This window comes from Lentzea sp. NPDC092896 (assembly GCF_044754905.1).
Lineage (GTDB): Bacteria > Actinomycetota > Actinomycetes > Mycobacteriales > Pseudonocardiaceae > Lentzea.
In genome coordinates this window covers 2,001,127-2,025,237 of record NZ_JBIVPX010000001.1, presented here as the reverse complement: position 1 = coordinate 2,025,237, position 24,111 = coordinate 2,001,127, and the positions used below count along the sequence as shown (strand labels likewise).

Genomic DNA, 24,111 nt, shown 5'->3' with positions numbered 1-24,111 from the left:
GACGGGTATCCCTACGTAGCGATATCCGGATTGTTCGCCGTTCCAGCTCGCCCGATGGTGATCCGCACGTGGTCGCCCACCCCTGCCGAGGCGGCCGGAGATCGGAGAACCAGAGATGCGACTTGATCGCACAACACGCGTGCTCGCGGCGACGGGCCTGGGCCTGGCCGTCGCAGCGGCGGTGAGCAGCCCTGTTTCCGCTCAAACGGCGTCGATCCAGAAGACCGCCGACCCCGTCGCGGGCAGCTACATCGTGGTGTTCAAGGACGGCGCGAGCGACGTTCCCACCACCAACGCCAAGGCGCTCGACCTCGCCCGCAAGCACGGCGGCAAGGTCAGCAACACCTACGTGGCGTCGGTGCGCGGCTTCGCGGTGAAGCTGGACGAGGCGGCGGCGCGCAGGCTCGCGGCCGACCCCGCCGTCGCCTACGTGCAGCAGGACGGCTGGGCGCGGATGTCCGACACCCAGACGAACCCGACGTGGGGCCTGGACCGGATCGACCAGGCGAACCTGCCCGTCGACGCGAAGTACACCTACCCGAACACCGCGTCGAACGTGACCGCGTACATCCTGGACACCGGGATCTACAAGGCGCACACCGAGTTCGAGGGTCGTGCCAAGGACGGCTACGACTTCATCGACAACGACGCGGACGCCTCGGACTGCCAGGGCCACGGCACGCACGTCGCCGGCACGGTCGGTTCCAAGACGTACGGCGTGGCGAAGAAGGTCAACCTCGTCGCGGTCCGCGTGCTCGACTGCAACGGCAGCGGCCAGTACTCGCAGATCATCAAGGGCATCGACTGGGTCGCACAGAACGCGAAGAAGCCCGCCGTGGCGAACATGAGCCTCGGCGGCGGCGCGGACTCCACTGTGGACAACGCGGTGAAGCGCGCGATCGCGGCGGGCGTGACGTTCGGCCTGGCGGCGGGCAACAACAACGGCGACGCCTGCCAGACCTCCCCCGCCCGCGTGCCGGAGGCCATCACGGTGGCCGCCAGCGACTCGGCCGACAAGCGCTCGATCTACACCGGCGGGCAGGCGTCGAACTGGGGCTCCTGCGTCGACCTCTTCGGGCCGGGCTCGAACATCACGTCGACCAAGAACGGCGGCGGCACCACGTCCATGGGCGGCACCTCGATGGCCACCCCGCACGTCGTCGGTGCCGCCGCGCTGTACGCGTCCGCGAACCCGTCCGCAACCCCTGCCCAGGTTCGCGACGCGCTGGTGAACAACGCCACGACCGGCAAGATCACCGACCTGCAGGGCTCGCCGAACAAGCTGCTCAACATCAGCTTCATCGGCGGCGGTGGCCCCGACCCGGAGCCGTGCGCCGCCGCCACCAACGGCGACGACGTGTCCATTCCGGACAACAACACCGCGGTGACCTCGTCGGTGAGCGTGACCGGCTGCACCGGTAAGGCCTCGACCGGTACCAAGGTCAAGGTCGACATCAACCACCCCTACACCGCTGACCTGGCCATCGACCTGGTCGGTCCGTCCGGTGCGACCTACAGCCTCAAGAAGGCGAAGGGCGCGACCTCCTCGGCCGGTGTGCACGAGACCTTCACGGTCGACGCCTCCGCCGAGAACCGCAACGGCACGTGGAAGTTGCAGGTGACCGACGTCTGGACCTACGACGCCGGGAACATCGACACCTGGACCCTGACGTTCTGACGAGCACCGGAAGGACTTCCCATGCACCGCACCACCTGCGGGCTCGCCGTTCTCGCCGTCGCCTCCGCCCTGCTGGTCACCCCGGCTCAGGCGGCTGAGGCGGACTTCGTCAAGGCCAAGAACCCGGCCGCCGGCGGCAGTTTCATCGTCTCGCTCAAGCCCGGCGCCGCCATCCAGTCGACGTCGAGCGCTCTCACCCAGAAGTACGGCGGCAACCTCGACGCCGTGTTCTCCCACGCCCTGCGCGGCTTCCAGGTCAAGAACCTGACCGAGGCCGGCGCGCGGAAGCTGGCGGCAGACCCCGCCGTCAAGGCCGTCTACCAGGACGGCACCGCGAAGGCGCTGGACGTGCAGGACAACCCGACGTGGGGCCTGGACCGCGTGGACCAGGTCTCGCTGCCGCTGGACAAGAAGTACAACTACCCCAGCGGTGGCGCGTCGAACGTGACGGTCTACATCACCGACACGGGCGTCAAGACGTCGATCGCCGACTTCGAGGGCCGCGCGTCCGTGGGCGCCGACTTCATCGAGGACGGCCAGAACGGTCAGGACTGCTCGGGCCACGGCACGCACGTGGCCGGAACGGTCGGGTCCAAGACCTACGGTGTGGCCAAGAAGGCCAAGCTGGTCTCGGTCCGCATGCTCGGCACGAGCTGCACCGGCAACGGCCCCGACTCGGCCGGTGTCAAGGCCATCGAGTGGATCACGGCGAACGCCCAGAAGCCCGCCGTGGTCAACGCTTCCTGGACCTTCGACACCGCCGACATCGGCAACGACGCCATCGCCGGCATGGTCGCGTCGGGCGTGCAGATGGCGGTCGCGTCGGGCAACAGCTCGACCGACGCCTGCTCGACCGGTCCGGCGAAGATCTCGTCGCTGATCACGGTGAACGCCACCTCGTCCAACGACGCGCGTGCCTCGTTCTCGAACTACGGCACCTGCACGGACATCTTCGCCCCCGGTGACAACATCACCTCGCTGGGGCTGAACGGCGGCAGCACCAACATGTCCGGCACGTCCATGGCCACCCCGCACGTCGCGGGTGTCGCGGCCCTGTACCTGTCGGCCAACCCGTCCGCGAGCCCCCAGGCCCTGCGCGACGCCCTGGTGAACGGCGCCACCTCCGGCAAGGTCACCAACCCGGGTTCCGGTTCGCCGAACAAGCTGCTGTACAGCGGTTTCATCGGCGGCGGTCCCGACCCGCAGTGCGGTCCCGGCACGAACGGCGACGACGTGTCCATTCCGGACACGAACACCGCCGTCTCGTCGTCGGTGACGATCTCGGGCTGCACCGGCAACTCCACGGCCTCGGCAACCGTCAAGGTCGACGTCAACCACACCTACACCGGCGATCTGGCCGTCGACCTGGTCAGCCCGTCCGGCAAGTCCTACGTCCTCAAGAAGGCCGGCGGGGCTTCGTCGTCCGCCGGCATCCACGAGACCTACACCGTTGACCTCTCCTCGGAGGCGCGCAACGGCACGTGGAAGCTGCAGGTGAAGGACATCTACACCTACGACACCGGCAACATCGACTCCTGGACCCTCACGGTCTGATCGTCGCGCAACGGAAACGAGCCCCGGAGCCGTGCCGGCTCCGGGGCTCTTCCCTGTTTCCCCCAACGGGGTCTAGCGGGTGACGGTCAGCGTGAACGTCGTCGTGCCGGTCTTCCCGTCGGCCGAGGTGGCCTTGATCGTGATCGGGTAGGTGCCGGGCGGGGTGGAGAAGTTGGTGAAGATCCAGACGTTGCTGCTGCCGTTCTGGCCGACCGTGGCCGGGTTGAACGAGAGCTGCGCGCCCGTGGGCACACCGGACGCGGTGAGCGTCAGGTTTCCGGTGCCACCACTGGCCTTCACCACGGTCTGGCCGAGCAGGCCCTGCTTGACGGTGGCGGACGACGGCGTCGCGGTCACCGTGACCTCACCGGTCGGCGGTTCCTGGGAACCCTCGACCGTCAGCGAGACCGTGGTGGTGGCGGTCTTGCCGTTCGCGTCGGTGCCGGTGACGGTGATGCTGGACGTACCGGCGGTCGCGGTGCTGGACACGTCCAGCGTCAGCTTCGACGAGCTGCCCGCGCCGATCGACGTCGGCTGGAACGTGGCCTTCACGCCGGTGGGGACACCCGACGCGGACAGGTTGATCGTCTGACCGTCGCCGTTCGACGAGATGGTGGTCGAGACGTACTTGCCCTTGGCCGCCTTCACACTGCTCGGCGAGGCTCCCAGCGTGAAGTCGCCCGGCTGCGGGTCGCCACCGCCGGTGACGGTCAGCGAGTACTTGCCGGACGCCGTCTTGCCGCTCGACGTGGTGCCGGTGATCGAGACCTCGTAGGTGCCGTTCGGGGCCGAGGTGGTGGCGTCGAACGTGACCTTCGCCGAGTTGCCGGTGGTCACCGACGTCGGCTGGAAGACCGCCTTCACGCCGCTGGGCAGGCCGGACGCGGACAGCGTGGCGTTCTCCGCGCCACCCGAACCGGCCGTGGTGGTGATGCCCGCGGAGATCGTCTTGCCGGCCGCGACCGAACCGCTGCCCGGCGCGACGGTCAGCCCGAAGTCACCGACGGGAGGCTGGTCGCCGACCTCGGTCTTGACCCAGTCGCCCATCTCGTTGTCGAGGCGGCCGTAGACCGAGTACCACTTGAAGTCGGACCGGCTCCACGACGCGACGCCGTAGATCTTGCCGTCGAAGATCAGCGGGCCGCCGCTGTCACCGGGCAGGATCGAGATCCGGCCGTCGGAGTACCCGGCGCAGATCATGTACGCCGACTTGAAGCCCGCGCCGACGCCCTGGCAGACGCTGTCGCCGTTGACGACCGGCAGGCTCGCCTTGTCGAGGGTGACGTCCGCCGAGTTGTCGTTGAAGTCCTTCTTGCCGTAGCCGAAACCGAGGCCGGTCTTGCCCGGCGCGGCACCGCCGGAGTCCGCCGAGGTGGCGAACGTCGGGTACGCGGCACCGCCCTTCAGAGCGATGTCGCGGTCCACGGTCACGACGGCGACGTCGTAGCCCTGGTCGAAGTTGACGTACTTCGGGTGCTTCTTGTAGCTGACGACGTTCACGGCGAACCCGGTGCCGTTGCCGTTGTTGTAGTCCTTGAGGTCGTCGAGTCCGTAGACGAACTTCTTCTCCCCCTGGGCATCCGCGCAGTGCGCCGCGATCAGGATCTTGCGCGGCGCCACGACCGTGCCGGTGCAGGTCTGACCCTGCGGCCGGGTGCCACCGGCGCGGATGCCCGCGATGATGCCGGGGAACTCGCTCACGGTGGCGTTCTGCCCGCCGACGAACATGGGCGAGGCGTCACCGAGGTTCGCGGGGACGGTGTCCCCCAGGTAGTTCGCCGCAGGGGCGTTCGGTGCGGCGGCGTTCGCGATGCTGACGGGTGCCAGCACCGCGGCCGCGACCAGGGCCAGCAGGCCCCAGGACCGTGGTGTTCTCGTCACGTTGGTTCCTCTCGGATCAGGAACGCCCACCTCAGGGCAGGGGCGGCGGTCGTTCGCTGCGATCACTGTCGGAGGACTGCACGTGCGGAACAATCAGGGTGCGCATCCGTAGGGGTACGGAACTTTCCTACCTAGGGCCTGTGTCGGGGTCTGGTTCGGTGAGAGTCGCGCTTGAGGTGGTTCCTGGCCCGGCTGTCGCGGACCAGACCCCGACACAGGCCCTACGGTCGGCGGAAGATCGTGATGGAGTGGCCCACGACGTCGATCGGCGTGCTCGTGTCGATCAACGCCCGCAGGGCGTCGTCGGCCTTCGCGATGGCCGTGTTGGACACGACGAGCAGGCCGTGCACCTGGTCCTCGGCCACCTTGCGCGGGTCTTCGGCGTGGATCCCGTAGTACTCGGGCACTCCGGCGCCCTTGTAGACGAGCCACGTCCGTTCGCCCGGGTACCGCTTCAGCCGCTCGGCCAGCCGCCCCAGGTCCTGTCCCCAGTCGACGTTCGAGTCGTGCAGGTGCAGGTGGGTCTTCGACGGTCCGCCGAACACCTCGTTGGAGTACGGCAGGTAGTACGGGAACGTCCACAGTGAACTCACGGCGACCAGCACGACCGCGATCCCCGCCCAGCGCCGGTGCGCGACCACCGCGGCGGCGACCGCGAGGAACATCGGCACGAAGATCGCGTACCGGACGCCGAGGTCGCGGCTGCCGGTCATGGCGACGGCCAGCAGCACGGCCGCGGGTGCCAGGACGTACGCGGCAGCCGGGCGTTTGATCATCGCGACGGCTCCGGCCGCCCACAGGAGCAAAGCGCCCAGCGGTGTCTTCACCAGCGACGCGGCCGGCAGGTAGTACCAGTGCGAACCCTCGTAGTGCGTGCCGAACAGGTAGCCGCCCCAGACCCGGTTCTCGAAGCCCGCCTGGACGCGCATCCCGTCGAGGTAGGGGTCGGGGAACGGCAGCCAGCCGACCGGTGCGGACGGCAGGTCCGGCGGGGACTCCCAGTGCAGCAACGGATCCACGGCGAGGTAGGACACCCACACCACCGCGAGCGCGATCAGCGCCACGGCGAGCGCGGCTTTGGCGCGGGCCTGCCAGAACACCAGGGCCAGCACCACCGGGACGGCGGCCAGGGTGTTCATCTTCGTCGCCAGTGCCGCACCCAGGGCCAGTGCCGCGAGCGGCAGGTAGAGGGCGGGATGGGCGCGCGCCCGCCACACGAGCCAGACCGACGTGAGCACGAACCCCGCCGCCGGGACGTCCAGCGTGGCCAGCGATCCGTGCGCGATGAGGTCGGGCGAGAACGCGTAGAGGGCCAGCGCGACGAGCCCGCCGGATCGGTTCGTGATGTCCGTGGCGAACAGGAAGACGACCAGGCCGAACAGCAGTGTGAGGACGATCATCGGGAGTCTGGCCGCCAGCAACAGCTTCGCCGGGTCGTTGCCCGACTCGTAGAGCAGGTGCCTGCCGAGTTCCGTCTGGTCGCCCTGAAAGCCCGGGTCGAGGCGTGCGCCGGCGAACGCGAGCCCGGTCGCCATGATCAACTTGCCCAGCGGCGGGTGCTCCGGGTTGTACCGCAGGCTGTGCTGCTCCAGGTAGACGACCGCCGTGCCGAGGTAGACCGGCTCGTCGATGGTCGGCGTCTGCCGCACGGCCGTGGTGATCATCGCGATGGCCATCTGGGCCAGGAGCACGGCCGCGGCCAGCCAGAACAGCCACCGCCGCGGTGCTCTCACCCGCACAGGCGGCGGGGACACCTCGGCGGGGCGCTGGATCGTGGCGAGCGACAAGACCGTGCGGTCCCTTCACGTGGGTGAACAACCCGACACTCTCCGAAACGGGGCGCCCGCCGTTTAGGTTGCTCGGCCACTTCCGCTACAGATTGTTGCGAAAGACTCTGTCGGATTTCAGCTACACCTTGTAGCTTTACTGGCCCCCGGACGAGGGAGACCAGCCGTGACCACGCTCAGATCCACCCGACCCGCGATGGCCGTTCTGGCGGCGTTGGCCGTCACGATCGGCGCCCTGGAAAGCATCCCGTTCCCCGCACTTCCGCTGTTGCAACGCGAACTCGGCCTCGACCCCGCCCAGGCCGGTCTGCTGTCCACGACGTTGATCATCACGTCGGCCATCACCATGCCGATCGTCGCGAAGATCGCCGACGACCGCGGCGGGCGCCGCACCCTGCTCGTGCTGACCTGGTGCATCGTGGCCGGGGCCGTGCTGTCGGCGTTCGCGACGTCGTTCCCGGTGATCCTGCTCGGACAGTTCCTCCAAGGCCTGGGCGGCGGCGTCCTGCCGGTGTCGTTCGTCTTGGCACGGCAGCTCTTCAAGGAGACGCCGGTCGCGGTCGGCGTGCTCACCGGCCTGTTCACCGTCGGCAGTGGACTGGGCGTGCTCGCCGCCGGGCCGCTCGCCGACGCCTTCTCGCGGCAGTGGATGTTCCTGCTGCCGGCGTTGGTCGTGGCGGCCGTGGCGATCTTCGCGCCGTTCGCGTTGCCAGGGCCTGCGCAGGTGAGGCGAACCCGGCTGGACTGGCTCGGCGGAGTGCTGCTCGCGCTGGCCCTGGCCACGCTCATGCTCGCGCTCTTCCTGGCGCCGCAAGGACTTGCGGCCGCCGCCGTGCTGCTGGTGCTGACGGCCGCGTTCGGTGCCGCGTGGGTGGTGGTCGAACGGCGTGCCGACCATCCGCTGGTGGATCTCGGTGTCCTGCGGTCGGTGTGGAGGGCGGGTCTCACGGCCGGGGCACTCGGGGCGAGCTACTCGGCGACGTACTTCCTGGTGCCACAACTGCTTTCCGGGTTCGGCGCGACGGCCAGCGAGATCAGCCTGTACCTCTTCCCCACCGTGCTGGTCGCCGTCGTGGTCGGGCCGGTGTCCGGGCTGTTCGCGCGGCGGGCGGGAACCAGGACCGCCATGGCCGCCGGCCTGACGCTCACGGCCGCGGGCACGTTGTTCGTCGCCGGATGGCACGAGGTGCCGTGGCAGATCGCGGTGGGAATGCTGGTGACGCTCGGGCTCGGCGTCGGAACCGCGTCCACGGCCACCTACACCGCCGCCATCTCCTCGGTCGATGAGCAGGACACCGGCGTCGCGGCGGCCACGTGCGGGATCGCGCGGGCGATCGGTGCCGCGCTGGGCGTCCAGGTCGCGGCGGCGCTGCTCACGGGAGGAGCGTCCTACCGGCTCGGCTTCGTGCTGGCCGCGGTCGTGGCGTTGGCCCCACTGGCGTTGCTGCGCGGGATCCGGTCACCGGAAAACCGTTTCGGCGCGGCGTTGACGCGGGGCTAGCCTGCGCGGATGCCGTTGGGAGACATCGACAAGATCGCCGAAGAGACCGGTTTCTCCGGCGTGGTGCAGATCGACCACGCCGGGGAGATCGAGTTCGCGAAGGCCTACGGGCTCGCGAACCGCGCGTACGGCGTGCCCAACACCGTGGACACCAGGTTCGGCATCGCCAGCGGCGGCAAGGGATTCACGGCGCTGACCGTGCTCTCCCTGATCCGCGAGGGCGCGCTGACGCTCGGCACCACCGCCCGCTCGTTGCTGGGTGACGACCTCCCGCTGATCGCCGACGACGTGACGGTCGAGCACCTGCTCACCCACACGTCCGGCATCGGCGACTACCTCGACGAGGAAGGCGACTGGCAGGTCGACGACTACGTGATGGGCGCGGCCCACCTGCTCACCACGACCGAGGCATTCCTGCCGTTGCTCGACGGGCATCCCACGAAGTTCAAGGCCGGTGAGCGGTTCGGCTACTGCAACGGCGGCTACGTGGTGCTCGCGCTGCTGGCCGAACGAGCCGGCGGGCAGGGCTACCACGATCTCGTCCGCTCCCGCGTGCTCGGCCCGGCCGGCCTGACCAGGACCGATTTCCTGCGCTCCGACGAACTTCCCGGCGAAGCCGCCGTGGGCTACCTGGAGGGCTCCGACCGTTCCAACGTCTTCCACCTGCCGGTACTGGCGACCGGTGACGGCGGCATCCACACCACCGCCGGCGACATGTCGAAGTTCTGGCGCGCGCTGCTGGCCGGTGAGTTCGCCGAGGAAGCGACCAGGCCGCGCCACCACGTTCCCGAGGAGTCCCTGCGCTACGGCCTCGGGTTCTGGCTGCACGAGACCAGCGACATCGTGATCCTCGCCGGGTACGACGCCGGTGAGTCCTTCAAGTCCACGCACGACCCGCACACCGGCACGACCATCACGGTCCTGTCGAACACCTCGCCCGGCGCGTGGCCGATCGCCCGTGCCCTCATGTCCTAACGACACTGTTCTGAACGGGTGACGGATGCGAACATGTGTTCGTGAGCACCCCGATCCTGCACGCCGACCTGGACGCCTTCTACGCGTCGGTCGAGCAACGGGACGATCCGAGCCTGCGCGGCCGCCCGGTGATCGTGGGCGGCGGGGTGGTGCTGGCCGCGAGCTACGAGGCCAAGGCGTTCGGCGTGCGCACGGCGATGGGCGGGGCGGCAGCACGGAGACTGTGCCCGCACGCGATCGTCGTGCCGCCGCGGATGTCGGCCTACTCGGCCGCCAGCAAGGCGGTGTTCGAGGTGTTCCGCGACACGACACCGCTGGTCGAGGGTCTGTCGATCGACGAGGCGTTCCTCGACGTCGGCGGTCTGCACCGGATCGCCGGACCGCCGGAGGTGGTCGCCGCACGACTGCGGGCGGCCGTGCTGGAGCAGGTCGGCCTGCCGATCACGGTCGGGGTGGCGCGCACGAAGTTCCTCGCCAAGGTGGCGAGCGGGGTCGCGAAGCCGGACGGGCTGCTGGTCGTGCCCGCCGACCACGAACTGGAGTTCCTGCACCCGTTGCCGGTCGAACGGCTGTGGGGCGTCGGCGAGGTGACGGCTGCCAAGCTGCACGGCCTGGGCCTGCGCACGGTCGGCGAGGTCGCCGCCCTGGGCGAGGCGGCACTGGTGTCGATGATCGGCCGCGCGGCGGGCAGGCACCTGTTCGCCTTGGCGCACAACCACGATCCACGTCCGGTCCACACAGGACGGCGGCGCCGGTCGATCGGTTCGCAACGAGCGTTGGGGCGCCGGGAACGCACGCGTGACGACCTCGACGCCGTCCTCGCCTCGCTGATCGACGGCATCTCACGACGGCTGCGCACGGCTCACCGCGCGTGCCGGACGGTGGTGCTGCGTCTGCGGTTCGGCGACTTCACCCGCGCGACCCGGTCGCACACGCTGCGGCATCCGACGACGGAGACCGAGGTGCTGCTGGCGTCGGCGCGGGAACTGCTCGGCACCGCGATGCCGTTGATCGACAGCCGTGGCATCACGTTGCTGGGCGTGTCCCTCACGAACCTCCAGAACGACGCGCCGATGCAGATGACGCTGCCGTTCGAGGAGCAGAAGCCGGCCGCCCTGGACGCCGCGCTGGACGACGTGCGCGACCGCTTCGGGTCCCGTTCGGTGACGCGGGCGGCGCTGCTGGGACGGGATCCGGGCATCTCGGTGCCGCTGCTGCCGGACTGACACTCGTGGAGTGAGCGGCCGGGGCCTGCTCACTCCACAGTGGACTTGCCGAGCCCGGTCAGACGAGGCGCACGGAGCGGGCCTGCGGGCCCTTCTGGCCTTCGCCGATCTCGAACTCCACGGCCTGGTTGTCGGGAATGCCGTGGTGGTCGTAGCCCTGCACCTCGGACTGGTGCACGAACAGGTCCGGCCCGCCGCCCTCAGGCGCGATGAAGCCGAAGCCCTTGCTGCCGTTGAACCACTTGACGGTTCCTAGAGTCACTGCGTACCCCTTATGCGTGAAGTGCGGTGGATGCCGGCAGGTTCGCCAGGCCGAGCATGGACAGCAGTTCACGGCAATCGCCCACGTCGAGGGAGTGTTCCGCCACTCGTTTGGCGGCCTGACGCTGGTGGAGGACCCCGGTGTTCTCGGCGTTCAGGCGCGCCTGCTCGAAGTCCTGAGCCGCGTGCCGCTTGCCGAATCGGGAAGAAGAGGGTGAGGCCTGGAAATCCGGCTGCAAGCCGGTGCTCCTGTCTCCGGCCGGAAACGCCGGACCGGACGGGGATCGGGGACCGCAGCGGCTGGTTGCCGTCGGCTGGTACCCCAACAGGCCCCACACTAGCCCAATGACCTGGGGCGAGCACCACGCGCACCGCGTAGGGTCGCCTCCATGCCCGAAGACGAAGGTGGCCCGGCGCTGGCCCCCACGCTGGCCGAATGGCTCAAAGCCCGCCAGGAGACAGCCCGCCACCTGGACGCCGGAGCCAGGCGAACGGTCGACGAGGCCTGGGTGCAGCGGCTCGCCGACCTGCTCGCGACCGAGCGGTCGTGGCAGGACCAGTACACCGAACTGGTCGCCCTCGGCAGCCTCGACGGCCGGTTCCCACCCTCGAACCGCTGACCTCAGATCAGGTGGATCGGCACCACGTCGCCCCCTCCCACCACGAACCGCACCTGCCCGATCGCCTGCCCGCCCGTGCCGATCTGCAGTCTCAGGTCGGAGTGGTTGTTCTGCCGGCTGCGGAAAGCCGCCTCCGGCAACGGGATCACCGCCGTCTTCCACGTCTCGGTGCCGGTGTTGGTGACGGAGGCCGAGTCGCGGTAGGCGTTGTTGCCCACGCTGCCGAACGAGTCGTACTGGATGTTCCAGGTCGCGGTGCCCCGATCGAAGTACGTCACGTGCGCACTCGCCTGGTAGGTGCCGCCCGGCACGATGCTGTCGTCGAGGTCGAAGTACATGAACGGTGACGCGGAGCCCGTTGTGGTGCGCCCGGTTCTGCCGCCCAGGGTGACCGGGACCGTGCGGCCGTCGTCGCCGTCCTTGATCCACGCGCCGCGCGGCGCGTCGGGGTTGCCGAGGTCCGCGCCGACGATCGCGTCGGTCGACTGACCGATGCCGACGGCGAACAGGTGCATCGCCGGGTTGTTCGGCACCTGGGCCGGCGCGATGTCCGGCAGGACCACGTACCTCACCGTCTTGGCCGGGTCGAGCGGCGCCCACGCCAGGTAGACGTGCACGCGCTGGTCCTGACGGGTGCTGTTCGGGCCGACGTTGAGGTACGGCGTGGCGGCCGCGATCGACGTGCCGGGCAGGGCGTTGCCCGACCACCAGTCCGCGAACGAGAGCGAGTAGCTCTGCGTGCTGCCGTCGCTGTACACGATCGTGCCGGGGGCCGAGGTGCTGCCGAACGCGCTGGAGCCCAGGAACCCGAGCAGCCTGCCGGAGCCGTTGACCGGCACCACCTGGCCACCCGCCACGACGTTGTTCGGCGTGTTCGCCGCGGGCCAGGTGAAGCCGATGCCGCCGACGTTCACCGGTCCGGCCGGCAGTCCCGCCGCGGCCAGTGCCTGGGCCGAGTAGTTCAGGCCGCTGCCGTCGAACGCCCCGGAGACCGGCTGGTTGTCGTTGCTGATGCCGGTGTTGTTGAAGGCCGACTGGACCGAGCCGTACGGGACCTTCACCGTGCCGTCCGAGGTGAACGTGCCGAACGCGGAGGTCGCGGTGAAGCCGACCTGGTACGCGCCCGGTGTGGCGGTTCCGGTGACGTTCCAGCGCACGGTGACCGACGACCGTGCGGGCACGCGGTCGAAGGTGGTCGGGGTCGTCGGCGTCGCGGACCAGCCGTTCGGCGTGGTGATCGTGACGGTCAGGCCGCGCACGTCCTCCGCGCCGCCGTTGGTGAAGGTCGTCGACGCGACTCCGGTCGTGCCGGAGGCCAGGATCGACGGCACGGTGCTGGTCAGCGTCCCGGTGACGAGGATCGGGGCCGAGCCGGAGACGCCGTTGACGGTCGTGGTGATCGTCGCGGCGCCGTCCTTGATCGCCCGCACCACGCCGTTCGCGTCGACCGAGGCGACGGCCGGATCGCTGCTGCGGTAGGTGATCTGGGCGCCGGCGAGGTCCACGAAGGTCTGATCGTCGTTCACCGCCTCGACCACGCGATCCGCGGTCACGTTCGTGTCCGTTGCCAGCCAGCGGTTCCTGCCTCGCAGGTCGAAGCTCTCCCCCGGCCGGTGCACCACGGCTTCCGGCTGGACGGTCACGTGCTTCACGCGCGGAGTCGGGGTTCCGCTCACCTGGACGTCCTGGCGGGCCGAGATCGTGGCGGCGTCCGTGCCCACGCGGAACTGGTAGGTGCCCGCCGGGACCGACTCGCGCTTGGCCGCGGTGTCCCACTGGGCGAGGTCGCGGACCTTCACCGGCAGCACGACGCGCTGGGTCTGGCCGGGGCCGAGCAGCCTGGTCTTCTGGAAGGCGGCCAACCGTTGCCGCGGCACGTCACCGGCGCCCGCGCCCGGAGTGGCCGCGTAGAGCTGGGCCACGGTCGTGCCCGCGCGCTGGCCGGTGTTCGTGACGTCGAGGCTGACGTTCACGGTGTCGTTGGGAGAGGCCGAGGTCCGGTCCGCGGTCACGTTCGAGAAGCGGAACGTGCTGTAGCTCAGGCCGTGGCCGAACGGATAGGTGGGTGTGCCGGTGAAGTACTGGTAGGTGCGGCCGAGTCCGCCCGTGCCCGCCGCGTTGAGCCGGTAGTTCTGCATCGGCGGCAGCTGCGAGTCGTCGCGGTACCAGGTGAAGTTGAGGTGCCCGTCGGGATTCTGCCTGCCGAACAACACGTTCGCGAGCGCGGTGCCCTGGCTTTGGCCGTTGTAGCCGCTGAACAGGACAGCCGGCACCTTCGACTGGTCGAACGTCACCGGGCCCATGGCCTGCAACGCCAGCACCGTGCGGGAATTGCCCAGCGCGGAGACCTGGTCGATCAGGGAGTTGTAGTTGCCGGGCATGGCGATGGTCGGCCGGTCCTTGCCCTCGCGCGCCACCTCCACGTCGGTGCCCGCGAAGACCACGACCAGGTCGGCCGCGCGGATCGCCGACTTCGTCGCCTCGCTGAGCACCGCCGGATCGGTCGCGGAGGTCGAGGTGCCGGCCGCGTCGAAGAGCACCGACGCGGCCGGGAGCGCGGCCTGGATGCCCTGCACGGCGTTCACGGTGTGGGTCGGTTTGCCGCTGTACCCGCCGAGCGTGACCTTGCCCGCGAGGTCGCCGAGGACCACCACGCGCGAGGTCCGCGCCGGGTCGGCCGGCAGCACGTTGTTCTGGTTCTTCAGCAGCACCAACGAGTTGTCGGCGACCTTCGTGGCGAGCGCCTGGTTCGCCGGGCTCTCCAGCACGGACTTGGTGATCTTCGTGTACGCGACCTGGTCCGCCGGGTCGAACTCACCGGTCGCCATCCGCATCGTGAACACCCGGACGAGCGAGGCGTCGAGCACGCCCTCGGAGAGGACGCCGGCGTCGATCGCCGCCTGGACGTTGGTGAGTGTCGCGTTGGCGCCCTCGCAGTTCAGCTGCGTGCCGGCCCGCAGGCCCCACGCCAGCGCGCCCGCCGCGGCCGGGATCTTGCGGCCGGTGGCCACGTTCGTCCACACGACCTGCGCGCCCTCGATGGCCGAACGCCAGCCCGGTGCCGCCCAGAGGTGCCCGCCGGGCGGCGGCTGCCAGACGGTCGCGATGGCGTCGCAGTCGGAGACCGAGTAGCCGTCGAAGCCGTAGGTGCGGTTGGCCAGCTGGTTGACCAGGTAGCCGTGGACCGCGCCGGGCGTGCCGTTGATCGAGTTGTACGACGTCATCAGGCCGCTGGCGTGGTCGTGCTCGATCAGGTTCTGGAACTGCTTGAGGTAGTACTGGCGCAGGTCGGCCTCGGTGGTGGCGGAGTTGCCGGAGAGCCGGTCGTTCTCGACGTTGTTGAGCGCGTAGTGCTTCAGCGTCGCGGAGACCTTGAGGTACGGGGTCATCGCGGTGCCGTCGATCGTGTTGCCCTGGTAGCCGTTGACGAACGCGCCCGCCATCTTCGCGACGAGGTGCGGGTCCTCGCCGAAACCCTCGTCGGTGCGGCCCCAGCGCGGGTCGCGGTCCATGTTCACGGTCGGCGCCCAGTAGGTCAGGTCGCCGTACTCGTTCACGTCCGGGCCGATGTTGTTCTGGGCGTTGCCGAACAACGACTTGTCGAGGAATCCCCTTGCCTCGTCGGAGATCGCGGTCGTCTCGGCGTACATCAGGCTCGGGTCCCACGACATCGCGGCGGCGAAGTTCACCGGGAAGCTCGTCGCCTTCACGTTGTCCACGGAACCCTGGCCACCACCGCCCGCGTCGCCGCCGAGCCGGTTGACGCCGTGCTGCCCCTCGCTCCAGTACGTGTACTGCTGCACGCCCAGTCGCGGGATCGCCGGGGCGTTGTTGGTGTGCAGCTGACGCACCTTCTCCGGCAACGTCATGCGCGCCACCAGGTCCGCCGCTCTCTCCGCGAACGTGTGGTGAGTGTCGCGGTAGATCGGTGTCGCCGCGGCGGCGACGGCCGGGCTCGACGCCACGACACCACCGGCGAAGCTCAGTGCGACAACGAAAAAGGGCAGCGAGCGACGAGACATGAGGGCCTCCGCCAGGACCGAAGGTGAGCCTTCGTAACGCGGAGTTCACGGTTGCGTCGATCGCGGACACAAGTCAAGAATTTTCGCGAGTTCCGGTACAAACTTTCGCTCAAAGTCGGAAGAAATCGATTGCTAAAGTCGATCGGTGTCAGCGACTCCGGCCAACATGCGGCGCCTCGGCCGCCTGCGCGTTCTCCAGGCGTTGAGCGAGGTCGGGGAGGTCTCCCGAGGCGATCTGCTGCAGCTGACCGGACTCTCCAGGGCGACGATCAGTTCGCTGGTCGCGGACCTGGCCCGCGAGGGTCTCGTGCGAGAGCAGAGCTCGGTGGCGTCCCGCCTCGGCCGTCCGCCCCTGGTCGTCTCGCTCGTGCCGTCCGCCGGGTACGCGTTCGGGCTCGACCTGGGCCACGACCACGCCCGGCTGATCCTGAGCGACCTGGCCGGAACCCCGATCTGGGACGACACCGCGGACGTGGACGTCGACAGCTCGGCCGAGGACACCGTCGCCGCGGCGGCCGAACTGGTCCAGGCGGCCCTGGAGGACACCGAGATCGAACGGGCCTCCGTGCTCGGACTCGGCGTCGGCATCGCCTGCCCGGTCGACCGGCGCACCGGGATGCCGCGCGCCGACGGGATCATGCCCGCCTGGGCCGGGACGAAACCGGCGGAGATGCTCACCGGCCGCACGGGCCTGCGCACGCTGGTCGTCAACGACGCCAACGCGTGTGTCGTGGCCGAGCGCCGGTACGGCGTGGCGCGGCACTGCGACGACGTGGTCTACCTGCGGTTGTCGGCCGGCATCGGCGCCGGTGTGGTGTGCGACGGGCGGATGCTGCTCGGGCACGACGGTCTGGTCGGCGAACTCGGCCACATCTCGGTCGACCCGCGCGGCGAGGTGTGCCGGTGCGGCAACCGGGGTTGCCTGGAGACCATCGCGAGCCCGGCTGCGATCGCCCGGCTGCTGTCGCGCGGCTGGGGCAGGACGGTCTCGCACACCGAGCTGATGGCGCTGGTGCGGGACGGTGACCGCGGGGCAGTGCGCGCGGTCGAGGACGCGGGCGAGGCCGTGGGCCGGACGCTCGCCATGACGGTCATGACGCTCAACCCGACGCTCGTGGTCGTCGGTGGCGAGCTCGCGGCGGCGGGCAATGTGCTGTTCGATCCGATCCACCGGGCGTTGCGGCGCAACTCGCTGAGCGACCTGCACGGCGAGCTGCGGGTCATCGACAGCGCCTTGGGCGACAGCGCGAGCGCCAGGGGTGCCGCCGCGCTGGTTCTCGCCGAGGCGCCGAACCTGCTGACTATTGACAAGGTTTGATCAAAAACCGGTTTCTCGAGGTCGATGCCGGTAGTTCCGGTCCGTCAAATTCTTGCGTGATCCTGTTCACATCTTGCACTCTGGAGTCGAATCGCCGACAAAGGAGTTCGCGATGTCCCTGTCACGCCGAACACTGCTCAGCACCGCGCTCGCCGCCCCCGCGCTGGGGCTCCTGCCCACCCCCGCGCACGCGGCCAGCTCTCCCGGCGACGTCGTCGGGAAGATCACCGTCGGATACCAGGGCTGGTTCGCCTGCCGGGGAGACAACTCCCCCATCGACGGCTGGTGGCACTGGAACGACAACTGGAGCCAGCCGCCCGCGCCGCCCACCAGCTCGATCGTCGCGTGGCCGGACGTCCGCGACTACGCGCGCACGTACCAGACCGCGTTCGCGAACCTCGGTGACGGCCGGCCCGCCACGCTCTTCTCCAACTACGACCGGCAGACCGTCGACGTCCACTTCCAGTGGATGCGCGACAACAACATCGACACGGCGGCGTTGCAGCGCTTCAACCCGACCGGCGGCGAGGGCCCGATCCGCGACGCCGTGACCGCGCACGTCCGGCCGGCGGCCGAGGCGACCGGGCGGAAGTTCTACATCATGTACGACGTCACGAACTGGACGAACATGCAGTCGGAGATCAAGACCGACTGGCTGAACAAGATGTCCGCCTACACGTCCTCCCCCGCCTACGCCCGGCAGAACGGCAAACCCGTCGTGTGCGTCTGGGGTTTCGGGTTCAACGACCCAGGCCGTCCGTTCGGGCCGGAGGCCTGTCAGGACGTCGTCAACTGGTTCAAGGCGCGCGGTTGTTACGTGATCGGCGGCGTCCCGACCCACTGGCGGCTGGAGATCGAGGACTCGCGGCAGGGCTTCGCGAACGTGTATCGAAGCTTTGACATGCTCTCGCCGTGGATGGTCGGCCGGATCGGCACCCCGGCGGACACGGATCGCTTCTACACCAACGTGAACAGCCCCGACCAGGCCGAGTGCAACGCGCGCGGGATCGACTACCAGCCGTGCGTGCTGCCGGGCGATGTGGGGTCGCGCCAACGACTGCACGGCGACTTCATGTGGCGCCAGTTCTACAACATGGTCCGCCTTGGCGCACAAGGCATCTACATCTCGATGTTCGACGAGTTCAACGAGGGCAACCAGATCTGCAAGACCGCCGAGACGCTGGCCGACGTGCCCGCAGGGTCCGGGTACCTCGCTCTGGACGAGGACGGCACGCGCTGCTCGGCCGACTACTACATGAGGCTGACCGGCGACGGCGGCAGGATGCTCAAGGGCCAGATCGCGCTGACCGCCACCCGGCCCACCCAGCCGTGGATCGGCGGGCCGCCCACCCCTGACGTCGACCTGGCCGCCGGACGCCCGACGACCCAGAGCTCGCAGACCCAGCACTACGGCAGCGGGTTCGCGGTCGACAACGACCCGCACTCCTACTGGGAGAGCGCGAACAACGCCTTCCCGCAGTGGATCCAGGTCGACCTCGGCGCGGCGGCAGCCCTGAAACGCGCCGTGCTCACGCTCCCACCGAACCCGGCCTGGGGACGGCGGACCCAGACCGTGACGATCGAAGGCAGTACCAACGGCCAGACGTTCAGCCCGCTCGCGCCGTCGGCCGGGTACGTGTTCGACCCCGCGACCGGGAACTCGGCCACGGCCACCCTGCCCGGCACGCAGGTCCGGCACGTCCGGCTCACCTTCACCGGAAACACGGGCTGGCCTGCGGGGCAGCTGTCGGGGGTGAAGCTCTACACCTGATCACGCCCGCAGGTTCTCGCCGGATGGGCACTGTACAACTAGAACGTGTTCTAGGTAATCTGCACCACATGATCGCCACAGTGGTGTGGGGTACGGGAAACGTCGGCCGTGCCGCCATTCGCGCCGTCGATGCCCATCCGGCGCTGAAACTGACGGCCGTGGTCGTCCACAACCCCGAGAAGGTCGGCCGCGACGCGGGCGATCTCGCCGGGCTGGACACCGAACTCGGGATCGCGGCAACGAACGACATCGACGCGGTGCTCGCCGCGAGTCCGCGCGCGGTGGTGTACGCGGCGTCCGGCGACATCCGTCCCGACGACGCGCTGGCCGACATCACCAAGGCGATCCGGGCGGGCGCGGTGGTCGTCACGCCGTCCCTCTACGCGCTCTACGACCCGCACAGCGCCCCTCCGGAGCTTCGAGAACCTGTTCTCAAAGCGATCGAGGAGGGCGGCGGCTCGCTGTTCGTCTCCGGCGTGGACCCCGGCTGGGGCAACGACGTGCTGCCGTTGATGATCAGCGGCCTGGGCAGCACCGTCGACGCCGTCCGCTGCCAGGAGATCTTCGACTACTCCACCTACGACCAGCCCGACGCGGTGCGGTGGCTGATCGGGTTCGGGCAGCCGCTCGACTACCAGGCACCGATGCTGATGCCCACGGTGCCGACCATGGTGTGGGGCGGGCAGATCCGGTTGCTGGCGCGGGCACTGGGCGTCGAGCTCGACGAGATCCGCGAGACCGTCGACCGGCGCGCGCTCGACGAGACCGTGACGACGCGGACCATGGGCGAGTTCGAGGCGGGCACGCAGGGCGCGATCCGGTTCGAGGTGCAGGGCATCGTCGGCGGCGAACCGCTGATCGTCATCGAACACGTGACGCGCATCCACAACTCGTGCGCCACGGACTGGCCGATGCCACCGTCCGGCGACGGCGCGCACAAGGTGATCATCGAGGGCCGGCCGCGCATCGAGGTGTCGGTCGAGGCCGTCGACGAGGGCGAGAACCGGTCCGCGGGCGGCAACGCCACCGCGGTCGGCCGCATCGTCAACGCCATCGACTGGCTGGCGGCCGCGGAGCCCGGCCTCTACGACGCGCTCGACGTCCCGTTGCGTCCCGTCGCGGGCAAGCTCGGAAGGAGCAAGCCGTGAACATCGACATCCCCGAGGGCAAGGACCCCATCGGGTACGTGTGGGGCGAACTGGTGCCGGGCATCGGCATCTCCGCCGCGAACCTCTCGCTCGCCGTCTACCAGCACACCACGCTGGGTCTGCGCGAGTTCGAGGCGGCGCGGCTGCGGATCGCGCAGATCAACGGCTGCATGTTCTGCCTCGACTGGCGGACCGAACGCGACGGTGTGAAGGTCGAGGACGACTTCATCGACGCGGTGACCCAGTGGCGCACCACCGACGCCTTCGACGACCGGGCGAGGCTGGCCGCGGAGTACGCCGAGCGGTACGCACTGGATCACCACGGTCTCGACGACGAGTTCTGGTCTCGGATGACCGCGCACTACACCCAGGTGGAGATCGTGGAACTCACGATGAGCGTCGGGGCCTGGCTCGTGTTCGGCAGGCTGAACCGGGTGTTCGGCCTCGACGCCATGTGCGTGCTACCGAAGTTCTGAACAGTCCACTCGCGACCGGTCAGAGATCGGTCGCGATGATCTTCTCGATGTTCCTCTCGGCCAGCGCCGTGATCGTGACGAACGGGTTCACCACGGTGCTGCCGGGAATCAACGACCCGTCGATGACGTACAGCCCGGGATACCCTTGCAGGCGACCGTAGTTGTCGGTGGCCCTGCCGAGGATCGCGCCGCCGAGCGGGTGGTACGTCAGGTGGTCGCCCCAGACCTTGTACACGCCGAAGAGGTCGGTCCGGTAGATCGTCCCCTCCTTTGAGTTGATCTTGTCGAAGATGGACTTCGCGGCGTTGATCGAGACCTCCTTCCACGCCGTCTGCCAGTTCAGGTCGACCTTGCCCGCGGCGGCGTTCCAGGTGAACTGCCCGCGGTTCGGGGTCTTCGTGATCGACAGGTAGAACGACGCGTAGGTCTCGATACCGGTCGGCAGTGGTGCCACCTCGGCGAACGCGCCGCCGGCCGCCCAGTTGTCGATGCCCAGCGTCGGGATGGACGACTGCAGCGCGCCGGTCGGGTCCCACAGGTGGTTCGCGCGGCCGCACATCACGTTGCCGTTGTCGCCCCAGCCCTTGCCGACCTCGCCGTTCAGGTTCGGCAACGCGCCCGTGGCCTTCAGCTTGACCAGGAGCTTGCTCGTTCCGACGCTGCCGGCCGCGAAGAACACCTTCGCCGCGGTGATCTCCTTGACGGCGATCGGGTCGCCATTGGTGTTGAGCTGCTCGATGGTGACCTTGTAGCCGCCCGTCGCGGGCATGACGTTGACGACCCGGTGCAGCGGCGAGATGGCGACCCGGCCGGTCGCCCTGACCTTGGTGAGATAGGTCTTCTGCAACGACTTCTTGCCGTAGTTGTTGCCGAACAGGATCTCGCCGGCCAGCGCCGACTTCGGCACGGTGCCGGCCGCCTCCTGTTCCATGTAGTTCCAGTCGTACACGGTGGGCACGAAGACGTACGGGAAGTTCGACCGCTGAGCGTGCTTCCGGCCGACCCGCGCGTACTGGTAGGCCTCGGTCGAGTCGAACCAGGCCGCCCTGATCAGGTTGACGCCGAGTTCCGCGTTGGCGCGCGGGTAGTAGGTGTTGTACATCTCGTCGGCGTTCACCGTCGGCAGGACGTCACCGAAGTTCTCGCGCTTGGGCGTCACGGCCATGCCGCCGTTGACGAGCGAGCCGCCACCGACGCCGCGTCCCTGGTAGACGGTGATGCCGGCGAACTCCTCGGCGTCGAGGATGCCCGTGTAGCGCGGGATCGTCTTGTCGATGGGGATGCCCAGGAAGTGGCTCAGCGGCTGTTTCGTCTTGGTGCGCAGCCAGAAGGACCGCTGGTCCGGGGTCGTCGTGTTCGCGAAGATCTTCCCGTCCGCGCCGGGGGTGTCCCACGCCATGCCCATCTCGACCATGTGGACGTCGACACCGGCCTGGGCGAGACGCAGGGCCGCCACGCTTCCGCCGTAGCCCGTGCCGATCACCAGCGCGGGTATGACGGCCGCGTCGGCGATCGAGGCCGCCGCCTGGGCCACCGGAGCGACGCCCCCGAGGGCGACAGCTCCAAGAATAGAACCTGTTCCAGCCATGAACGAACGTCGTGAAGGACCCTTGAAACCGTTGTCACACGTCATTGTGTGGGTCATGTGATCTTCCTCACTGTGGGCGCATGAGAACAAGTTATACCGGCGGTTGTAGATCAAGTCACTACCTGGTAGTCCCGGTTCGCCCAGGTGCGCGGCGCAGGTGAGCGTCTTGACGACGAGATCCGGGTGTCCCGCGGACAACCCGTACGGCCCAGTACGACCACACGATCCGGGAATGTCCGGCCACGCATGGCCGCCCGACAATCGAGCGATGCCCTCGGTATCTGATGGTGGTGAGGACGCGAGAGCGAGCGTCCTGGTGGTGGGTGCGGGAGTGTCCGGCCTGGCAGCGGCACGCGCGTTGCACGAACTCGGCCATCTGGTGACCGTGCTCGAGGCGCGGGACCGGGTCGGCGGCCGGATCTGGACCGACGAGCACGGGGTCGACCTGGGCGCGCACTGGATCCACGGCACGGACGGCAACCCGATCACCGAACTGGTCGAGGACCTGGGGATCCCGTACAGCTACGTGGGCGGGGACAGCGCCTACACCGGCGGGTTCGACAGCCTCGACCTGTTCGGTACGGACCGGCGGGCGGTGAACCACCGCTACAAGAGCCGCACCCTGGAACTGGCCGACGAGGTGCTGCACGAACTCGAACACCGTGCGGCGGTGGCACGAAAGGGAGATCATCCGGATGTCTCGCTGGGCGAGGCGATGCGGCAGATCCTCGCCGAGCGCCGGCTGTCCTCCGAGGACGAACAGGCCGTGCGGTACCACCTGAACGTGATCCTGCGCGAGGACGCGGCGGAGGATCCCGACAAGCTCTCGTTGAAGCACTGGGAAGACGGCTACCTCGTCTACGGCTACGGCGACAGCACGTTGCACCAGGGCTATCAGTCCGTTGTGGACGCTCTGGCCGACGGGCTCGACGTCCGGCTGGGACACGTGGTCACGCACGTCGAGGAAGGCCAGGTGTTCACGGACCAGGGCGTGTTCGAGGCGGACAAGGTGCTCGTGACGTTGCCGCTCGGTGTGCTGAAGGCCGGCGCCGTGGAGTTCTGGCCACCGCTGCCCGAGGCCAAGCAGTCCGCGATCGCCCGGCTCGGCTTCGGCACGTTGAACAAGATCGCGCTGCACTACTCCGCGCCGTTCTGGCCCACGGACCAGTACGTCTTCGGCTACCTGTGCCGGGACACGGACCGCTACCCCACCGTCGTCATCAGCATGTGGAAGTCGCACGGCAAAGCGATCCTGGTGATGCTGCTCGGCGCCTCGCTCGGCCGTGAGATGGAGACCTGGTCCGCGGAGGACGTCTCGGCGTACGCGACCGAGGTCGTCCAGGACCTCTTCGGCACGGACGCCCCCGCTCCTGACTCCGTTTCGCGCACCACGTGGTCGTCGGATCCGTACGCGCTCGGTTCCTACACGTGCATCGGCGTCGGCTCGTCGTCCAAGGACATCGCGACCCTCGCCGAACCGGTCGGCGACAGGCTGTTCTTCGCCGGTGAGGGCACGAATCCGTACCACTGGGGCTGTGTGCACAGCGCCTACGAGTCCGGCCGCCGCGAGGCCGCGCGGATCAGCGGCGACTCGACCCTCTACACCCCGCCCAGCGCCGGGAAGTCACGCGCCCAGTCCCGCAACACCGACCGGATGCTGCGGTTCGTGCGGATGCGGATGAACCACATCACCTCGTCCGAACTCACCGAACGGGTGGCGTGCCTGCGGTGCAGCGTCGATCCCCACGGGGTGCGGTTGTTCGACGCGCTCGCGGACTCCGAACTGGAGACGCTCGCGTCGATGTTCGACGAGATCCCTTACACCGCAGGCGATGTGCTCTTCCACGAGGACGACGAGGCGCACGGGGTGTTCCTGGTCGCGGCCGGGCGGATCGAGATCGACTTCGGCGGCATCTACGAACGCGCGGTGCTCGGCCGTGGCGCGCTGCTCGGCCACTACGACATGTTCTTCAACGCCCGCACCACCTCGGTGACGGCGCTGACCGACGACGTCGTGGTGTTCTACCTGGACCACTACCGCTATCAGAGCTTCCTGTACGCCTTCCCCGACGTGATGATGCTGATGCTCTCGGACCTCGTGACGAGGTGGGAACAGCTCGAGAGCGTGCTCGGCGCCGCGACCCCGCCGAAATTGAATGGAGCGGCACCGGCCAGGGACGCTACCTTCCTGCCTGACTGAATCGTCGAGGCTGGGACGTGCCGTTGTACACCGTGTGAGACCTCCCCAAGCACTTGGTTCTCGTTGCGCGACGCGTTCTTGAGCGCCGCGCTCCTCTTGCTGCGG

The 24,111-nt window shown here is 68.9% G+C and carries 17 protein-coding genes; 11 read left to right on the top strand and 6 right to left on the bottom strand.

Features of this window, described 5'->3' with window-relative positions:
• Positions 1 to 115 precede the first annotated feature (115 nt).
• Together ACIQF0_RS08940 and ACIQF0_RS08935 are read left to right on the top strand one after the other, a co-directional pair.
• Positions 116 to 1,678, top strand: a complete 1,563-nt coding sequence (locus ACIQF0_RS08940) for a S8 family peptidase (protein WP_401026364.1) — start codon at positions 116 to 118, stop codon at positions 1,676 to 1,678.
• 21 nt (positions 1,679 to 1,699) lie between these two features.
• Positions 1,700 to 3,232 (top strand): S8 family serine peptidase, encoded by a 1,533-nt coding sequence (locus ACIQF0_RS08935; RefSeq protein ID WP_401026361.1) that lies wholly within the window; start codon positions 1,700 to 1,702, stop codon positions 3,230 to 3,232.
• Between the two features lie 72 nt (positions 3,233 to 3,304).
• On the opposite strand, the gene ACIQF0_RS08930 is transcribed toward ACIQF0_RS08935, so the two are convergent.
• Together ACIQF0_RS08930 and ACIQF0_RS08925 are read right to left on the bottom strand one after the other, a co-directional pair.
• Positions 3,305 to 5,113, bottom strand: a complete 1,809-nt coding sequence (locus ACIQF0_RS08930) for a trypsin-like serine protease (protein ID WP_401026359.1) — start codon at positions 5,111 to 5,113, stop codon at positions 3,305 to 3,307.
• Between the two features lie 221 nt (positions 5,114 to 5,334).
• Positions 5,335 to 6,846 carry an ArnT family glycosyltransferase gene (locus ACIQF0_RS08925; RefSeq protein WP_401026356.1) on the bottom strand — a complete coding sequence of 504 codons (1,512 nt, stop codon included), beginning with the start codon at positions 6,844 to 6,846 and terminating at the stop codon, positions 5,335 to 5,337.
• A 220-nt stretch (positions 6,847 to 7,066) separates the two neighbouring features.
• Between ACIQF0_RS08925 and ACIQF0_RS08920 the strand changes: the two genes are divergently transcribed.
• The 3 genes from ACIQF0_RS08920 to dinB are packed head-to-tail and all read left to right on the top strand — an operon-like array spanning position 7,067 to position 10,602.
• Positions 7,067 to 8,401, top strand: coding sequence for an MFS transporter (locus tag ACIQF0_RS08920; RefSeq protein WP_401026353.1), 1,335 nt, complete (start codon positions 7,067 to 7,069; stop codon positions 8,399 to 8,401).
• A 9-nt stretch (positions 8,402 to 8,410) separates the two neighbouring features.
• Positions 8,411 to 9,376, top strand: a complete 966-nt coding sequence (locus ACIQF0_RS08915) for a serine hydrolase domain-containing protein (protein WP_401026351.1) — start codon at positions 8,411 to 8,413, stop codon at positions 9,374 to 9,376.
• Positions 9,377 to 9,411: 35 nt separating this feature from the next.
• Complete coding sequence (dinB, locus tag ACIQF0_RS08910) at positions 9,412 to 10,602, top strand: DNA polymerase IV (protein ID WP_401026349.1); 1,191 nt, start codon at positions 9,412 to 9,414, stop codon at positions 10,600 to 10,602.
• 58 nt (positions 10,603 to 10,660) lie between these two features.
• Here the strand turns inward: dinB and ACIQF0_RS08905 are convergent, their stop codons facing one another.
• Positions 10,661 to 10,864: a cold-shock protein gene (locus ACIQF0_RS08905; RefSeq protein WP_360029799.1), complete on the bottom strand. Its 204-nt coding sequence runs from the start codon at positions 10,862 to 10,864 to the stop codon at positions 10,661 to 10,663.
• A 10-nt stretch (positions 10,865 to 10,874) separates the two neighbouring features.
• Positions 10,875 to 11,102, bottom strand: a complete 228-nt coding sequence (locus ACIQF0_RS08900; protein WP_360029798.1) for a hypothetical protein — start codon at positions 11,100 to 11,102, stop codon at positions 10,875 to 10,877.
• A gap of 150 nt (positions 11,103 to 11,252) precedes the next feature.
• Here ACIQF0_RS08900 and ACIQF0_RS08895 point away from each other — a divergent pair, with 150 nt between their 5' ends.
• Positions 11,253 to 11,483 (top strand): hypothetical protein, encoded by a 231-nt coding sequence (locus ACIQF0_RS08895; RefSeq protein ID WP_401026345.1) that lies wholly within the window; start codon positions 11,253 to 11,255, stop codon positions 11,481 to 11,483.
• A gap of 2 nt (positions 11,484 to 11,485) precedes the next feature.
• On the opposite strand, the gene ACIQF0_RS08890 is transcribed toward ACIQF0_RS08895, so the two are convergent.
• Positions 11,486 to 15,505 carry a glycoside hydrolase family 3 C-terminal domain-containing protein gene (locus ACIQF0_RS08890; protein ID WP_401026342.1) on the bottom strand — a complete coding sequence of 1,340 codons (4,020 nt, stop codon included), beginning with the start codon at positions 15,503 to 15,505 and terminating at the stop codon, positions 11,486 to 11,488.
• Between the two features lie 145 nt (positions 15,506 to 15,650).
• Between ACIQF0_RS08890 and ACIQF0_RS08885 the strand changes: the two genes are divergently transcribed.
• The 4 genes from ACIQF0_RS08885 (at position 15,651) to ACIQF0_RS08870 (ending at position 20,218) form a co-directional block, all read left to right on the top strand.
• Positions 15,651 to 16,823, top strand: coding sequence for an ROK family transcriptional regulator (locus tag ACIQF0_RS08885; RefSeq protein ID WP_401026340.1), 1,173 nt, complete (start codon positions 15,651 to 15,653; stop codon positions 16,821 to 16,823).
• 112 nt (positions 16,824 to 16,935) lie between these two features.
• Positions 16,936 to 18,594 (top strand): discoidin domain-containing protein, encoded by a 1,659-nt coding sequence (locus ACIQF0_RS08880; RefSeq protein ID WP_401026337.1) that lies wholly within the window; start codon positions 16,936 to 16,938, stop codon positions 18,592 to 18,594.
• A gap of 68 nt (positions 18,595 to 18,662) precedes the next feature.
• Positions 18,663 to 19,742: a dihydrodipicolinate reductase gene (locus ACIQF0_RS08875; RefSeq protein WP_401026335.1), complete on the top strand. Its 1,080-nt coding sequence runs from the start codon at positions 18,663 to 18,665 to the stop codon at positions 19,740 to 19,742.
• Entirely contained in the window at positions 19,739 to 20,218 is a 480-nt protein-coding gene (locus tag ACIQF0_RS08870; RefSeq protein ID WP_401026333.1) for a carboxymuconolactone decarboxylase family protein, read from the top strand. The genes ACIQF0_RS08875 and ACIQF0_RS08870 overlap by 4 nt, the downstream gene beginning before the upstream one ends.
• 19 nt (positions 20,219 to 20,237) lie before the next feature.
• Here ACIQF0_RS08870 and ACIQF0_RS08865 read toward each other — a convergent pair whose 3' ends face one another.
• Positions 20,238 to 21,806 (bottom strand): GMC oxidoreductase, encoded by a 1,569-nt coding sequence (locus tag ACIQF0_RS08865; RefSeq protein WP_401026330.1) that lies wholly within the window; start codon positions 21,804 to 21,806, stop codon positions 20,238 to 20,240.
• Positions 21,807 to 22,074: 268 nt separating this feature from the next.
• On the opposite strand from ACIQF0_RS08865, the gene ACIQF0_RS08860 reads away from it, so the two are divergent.
• Positions 22,075 to 24,006: an FAD-dependent oxidoreductase gene (locus ACIQF0_RS08860; RefSeq protein WP_401026327.1), complete on the top strand. Its 1,932-nt coding sequence runs from the start codon at positions 22,075 to 22,077 to the stop codon at positions 24,004 to 24,006.
• Positions 24,007 to 24,111 lie beyond the last annotated feature (105 nt).

What these genes read in the sequence shown, in the direction of transcription:
- ACIQF0_RS08880 (WP_401026337.1), top strand. Translation starts at nt 16,936, where the DNA reads ATGTCCCTGTCACGCCGAACACTGCTCAGCACCGCGCTCGCCGCCCCC.
- ACIQF0_RS08915 (WP_401026351.1), top strand. Translation starts at nt 8,411, where the DNA reads ATGCCGTTGGGAGACATCGACAAGATCGCCGAAGAGACCGGTTTCTCC.
- ACIQF0_RS08875 (WP_401026335.1), top strand. Translation starts at nt 18,663, where the DNA reads ATGATCGCCACAGTGGTGTGGGGTACGGGAAACGTCGGCCGTGCCGCC.
- ACIQF0_RS08935 (WP_401026361.1), top strand. Translation starts at nt 1,700, where the DNA reads ATGCACCGCACCACCTGCGGGCTCGCCGTTCTCGCCGTCGCCTCCGCC.
- ACIQF0_RS08940 (WP_401026364.1), top strand. Translation starts at nt 116, where the DNA reads ATGCGACTTGATCGCACAACACGCGTGCTCGCGGCGACGGGCCTGGGC.
- ACIQF0_RS08865 (WP_401026330.1), bottom strand. Translation starts at nt 21,806, where the DNA reads ATGGCTGGAACAGGTTCTATTCTTGGAGCTGTCGCCCTCGGGGGCGTC.
- ACIQF0_RS08890 (WP_401026342.1), bottom strand. Translation starts at nt 15,505, where the DNA reads ATGTCTCGTCGCTCGCTGCCCTTTTTCGTTGTCGCACTGAGCTTCGCC.
- ACIQF0_RS08860 (WP_401026327.1), top strand. Translation starts at nt 22,075, where the DNA reads ATGCCCTCGGTATCTGATGGTGGTGAGGACGCGAGAGCGAGCGTCCTG.
- ACIQF0_RS08895 (WP_401026345.1), top strand. Translation starts at nt 11,253, where the DNA reads ATGCCCGAAGACGAAGGTGGCCCGGCGCTGGCCCCCACGCTGGCCGAA.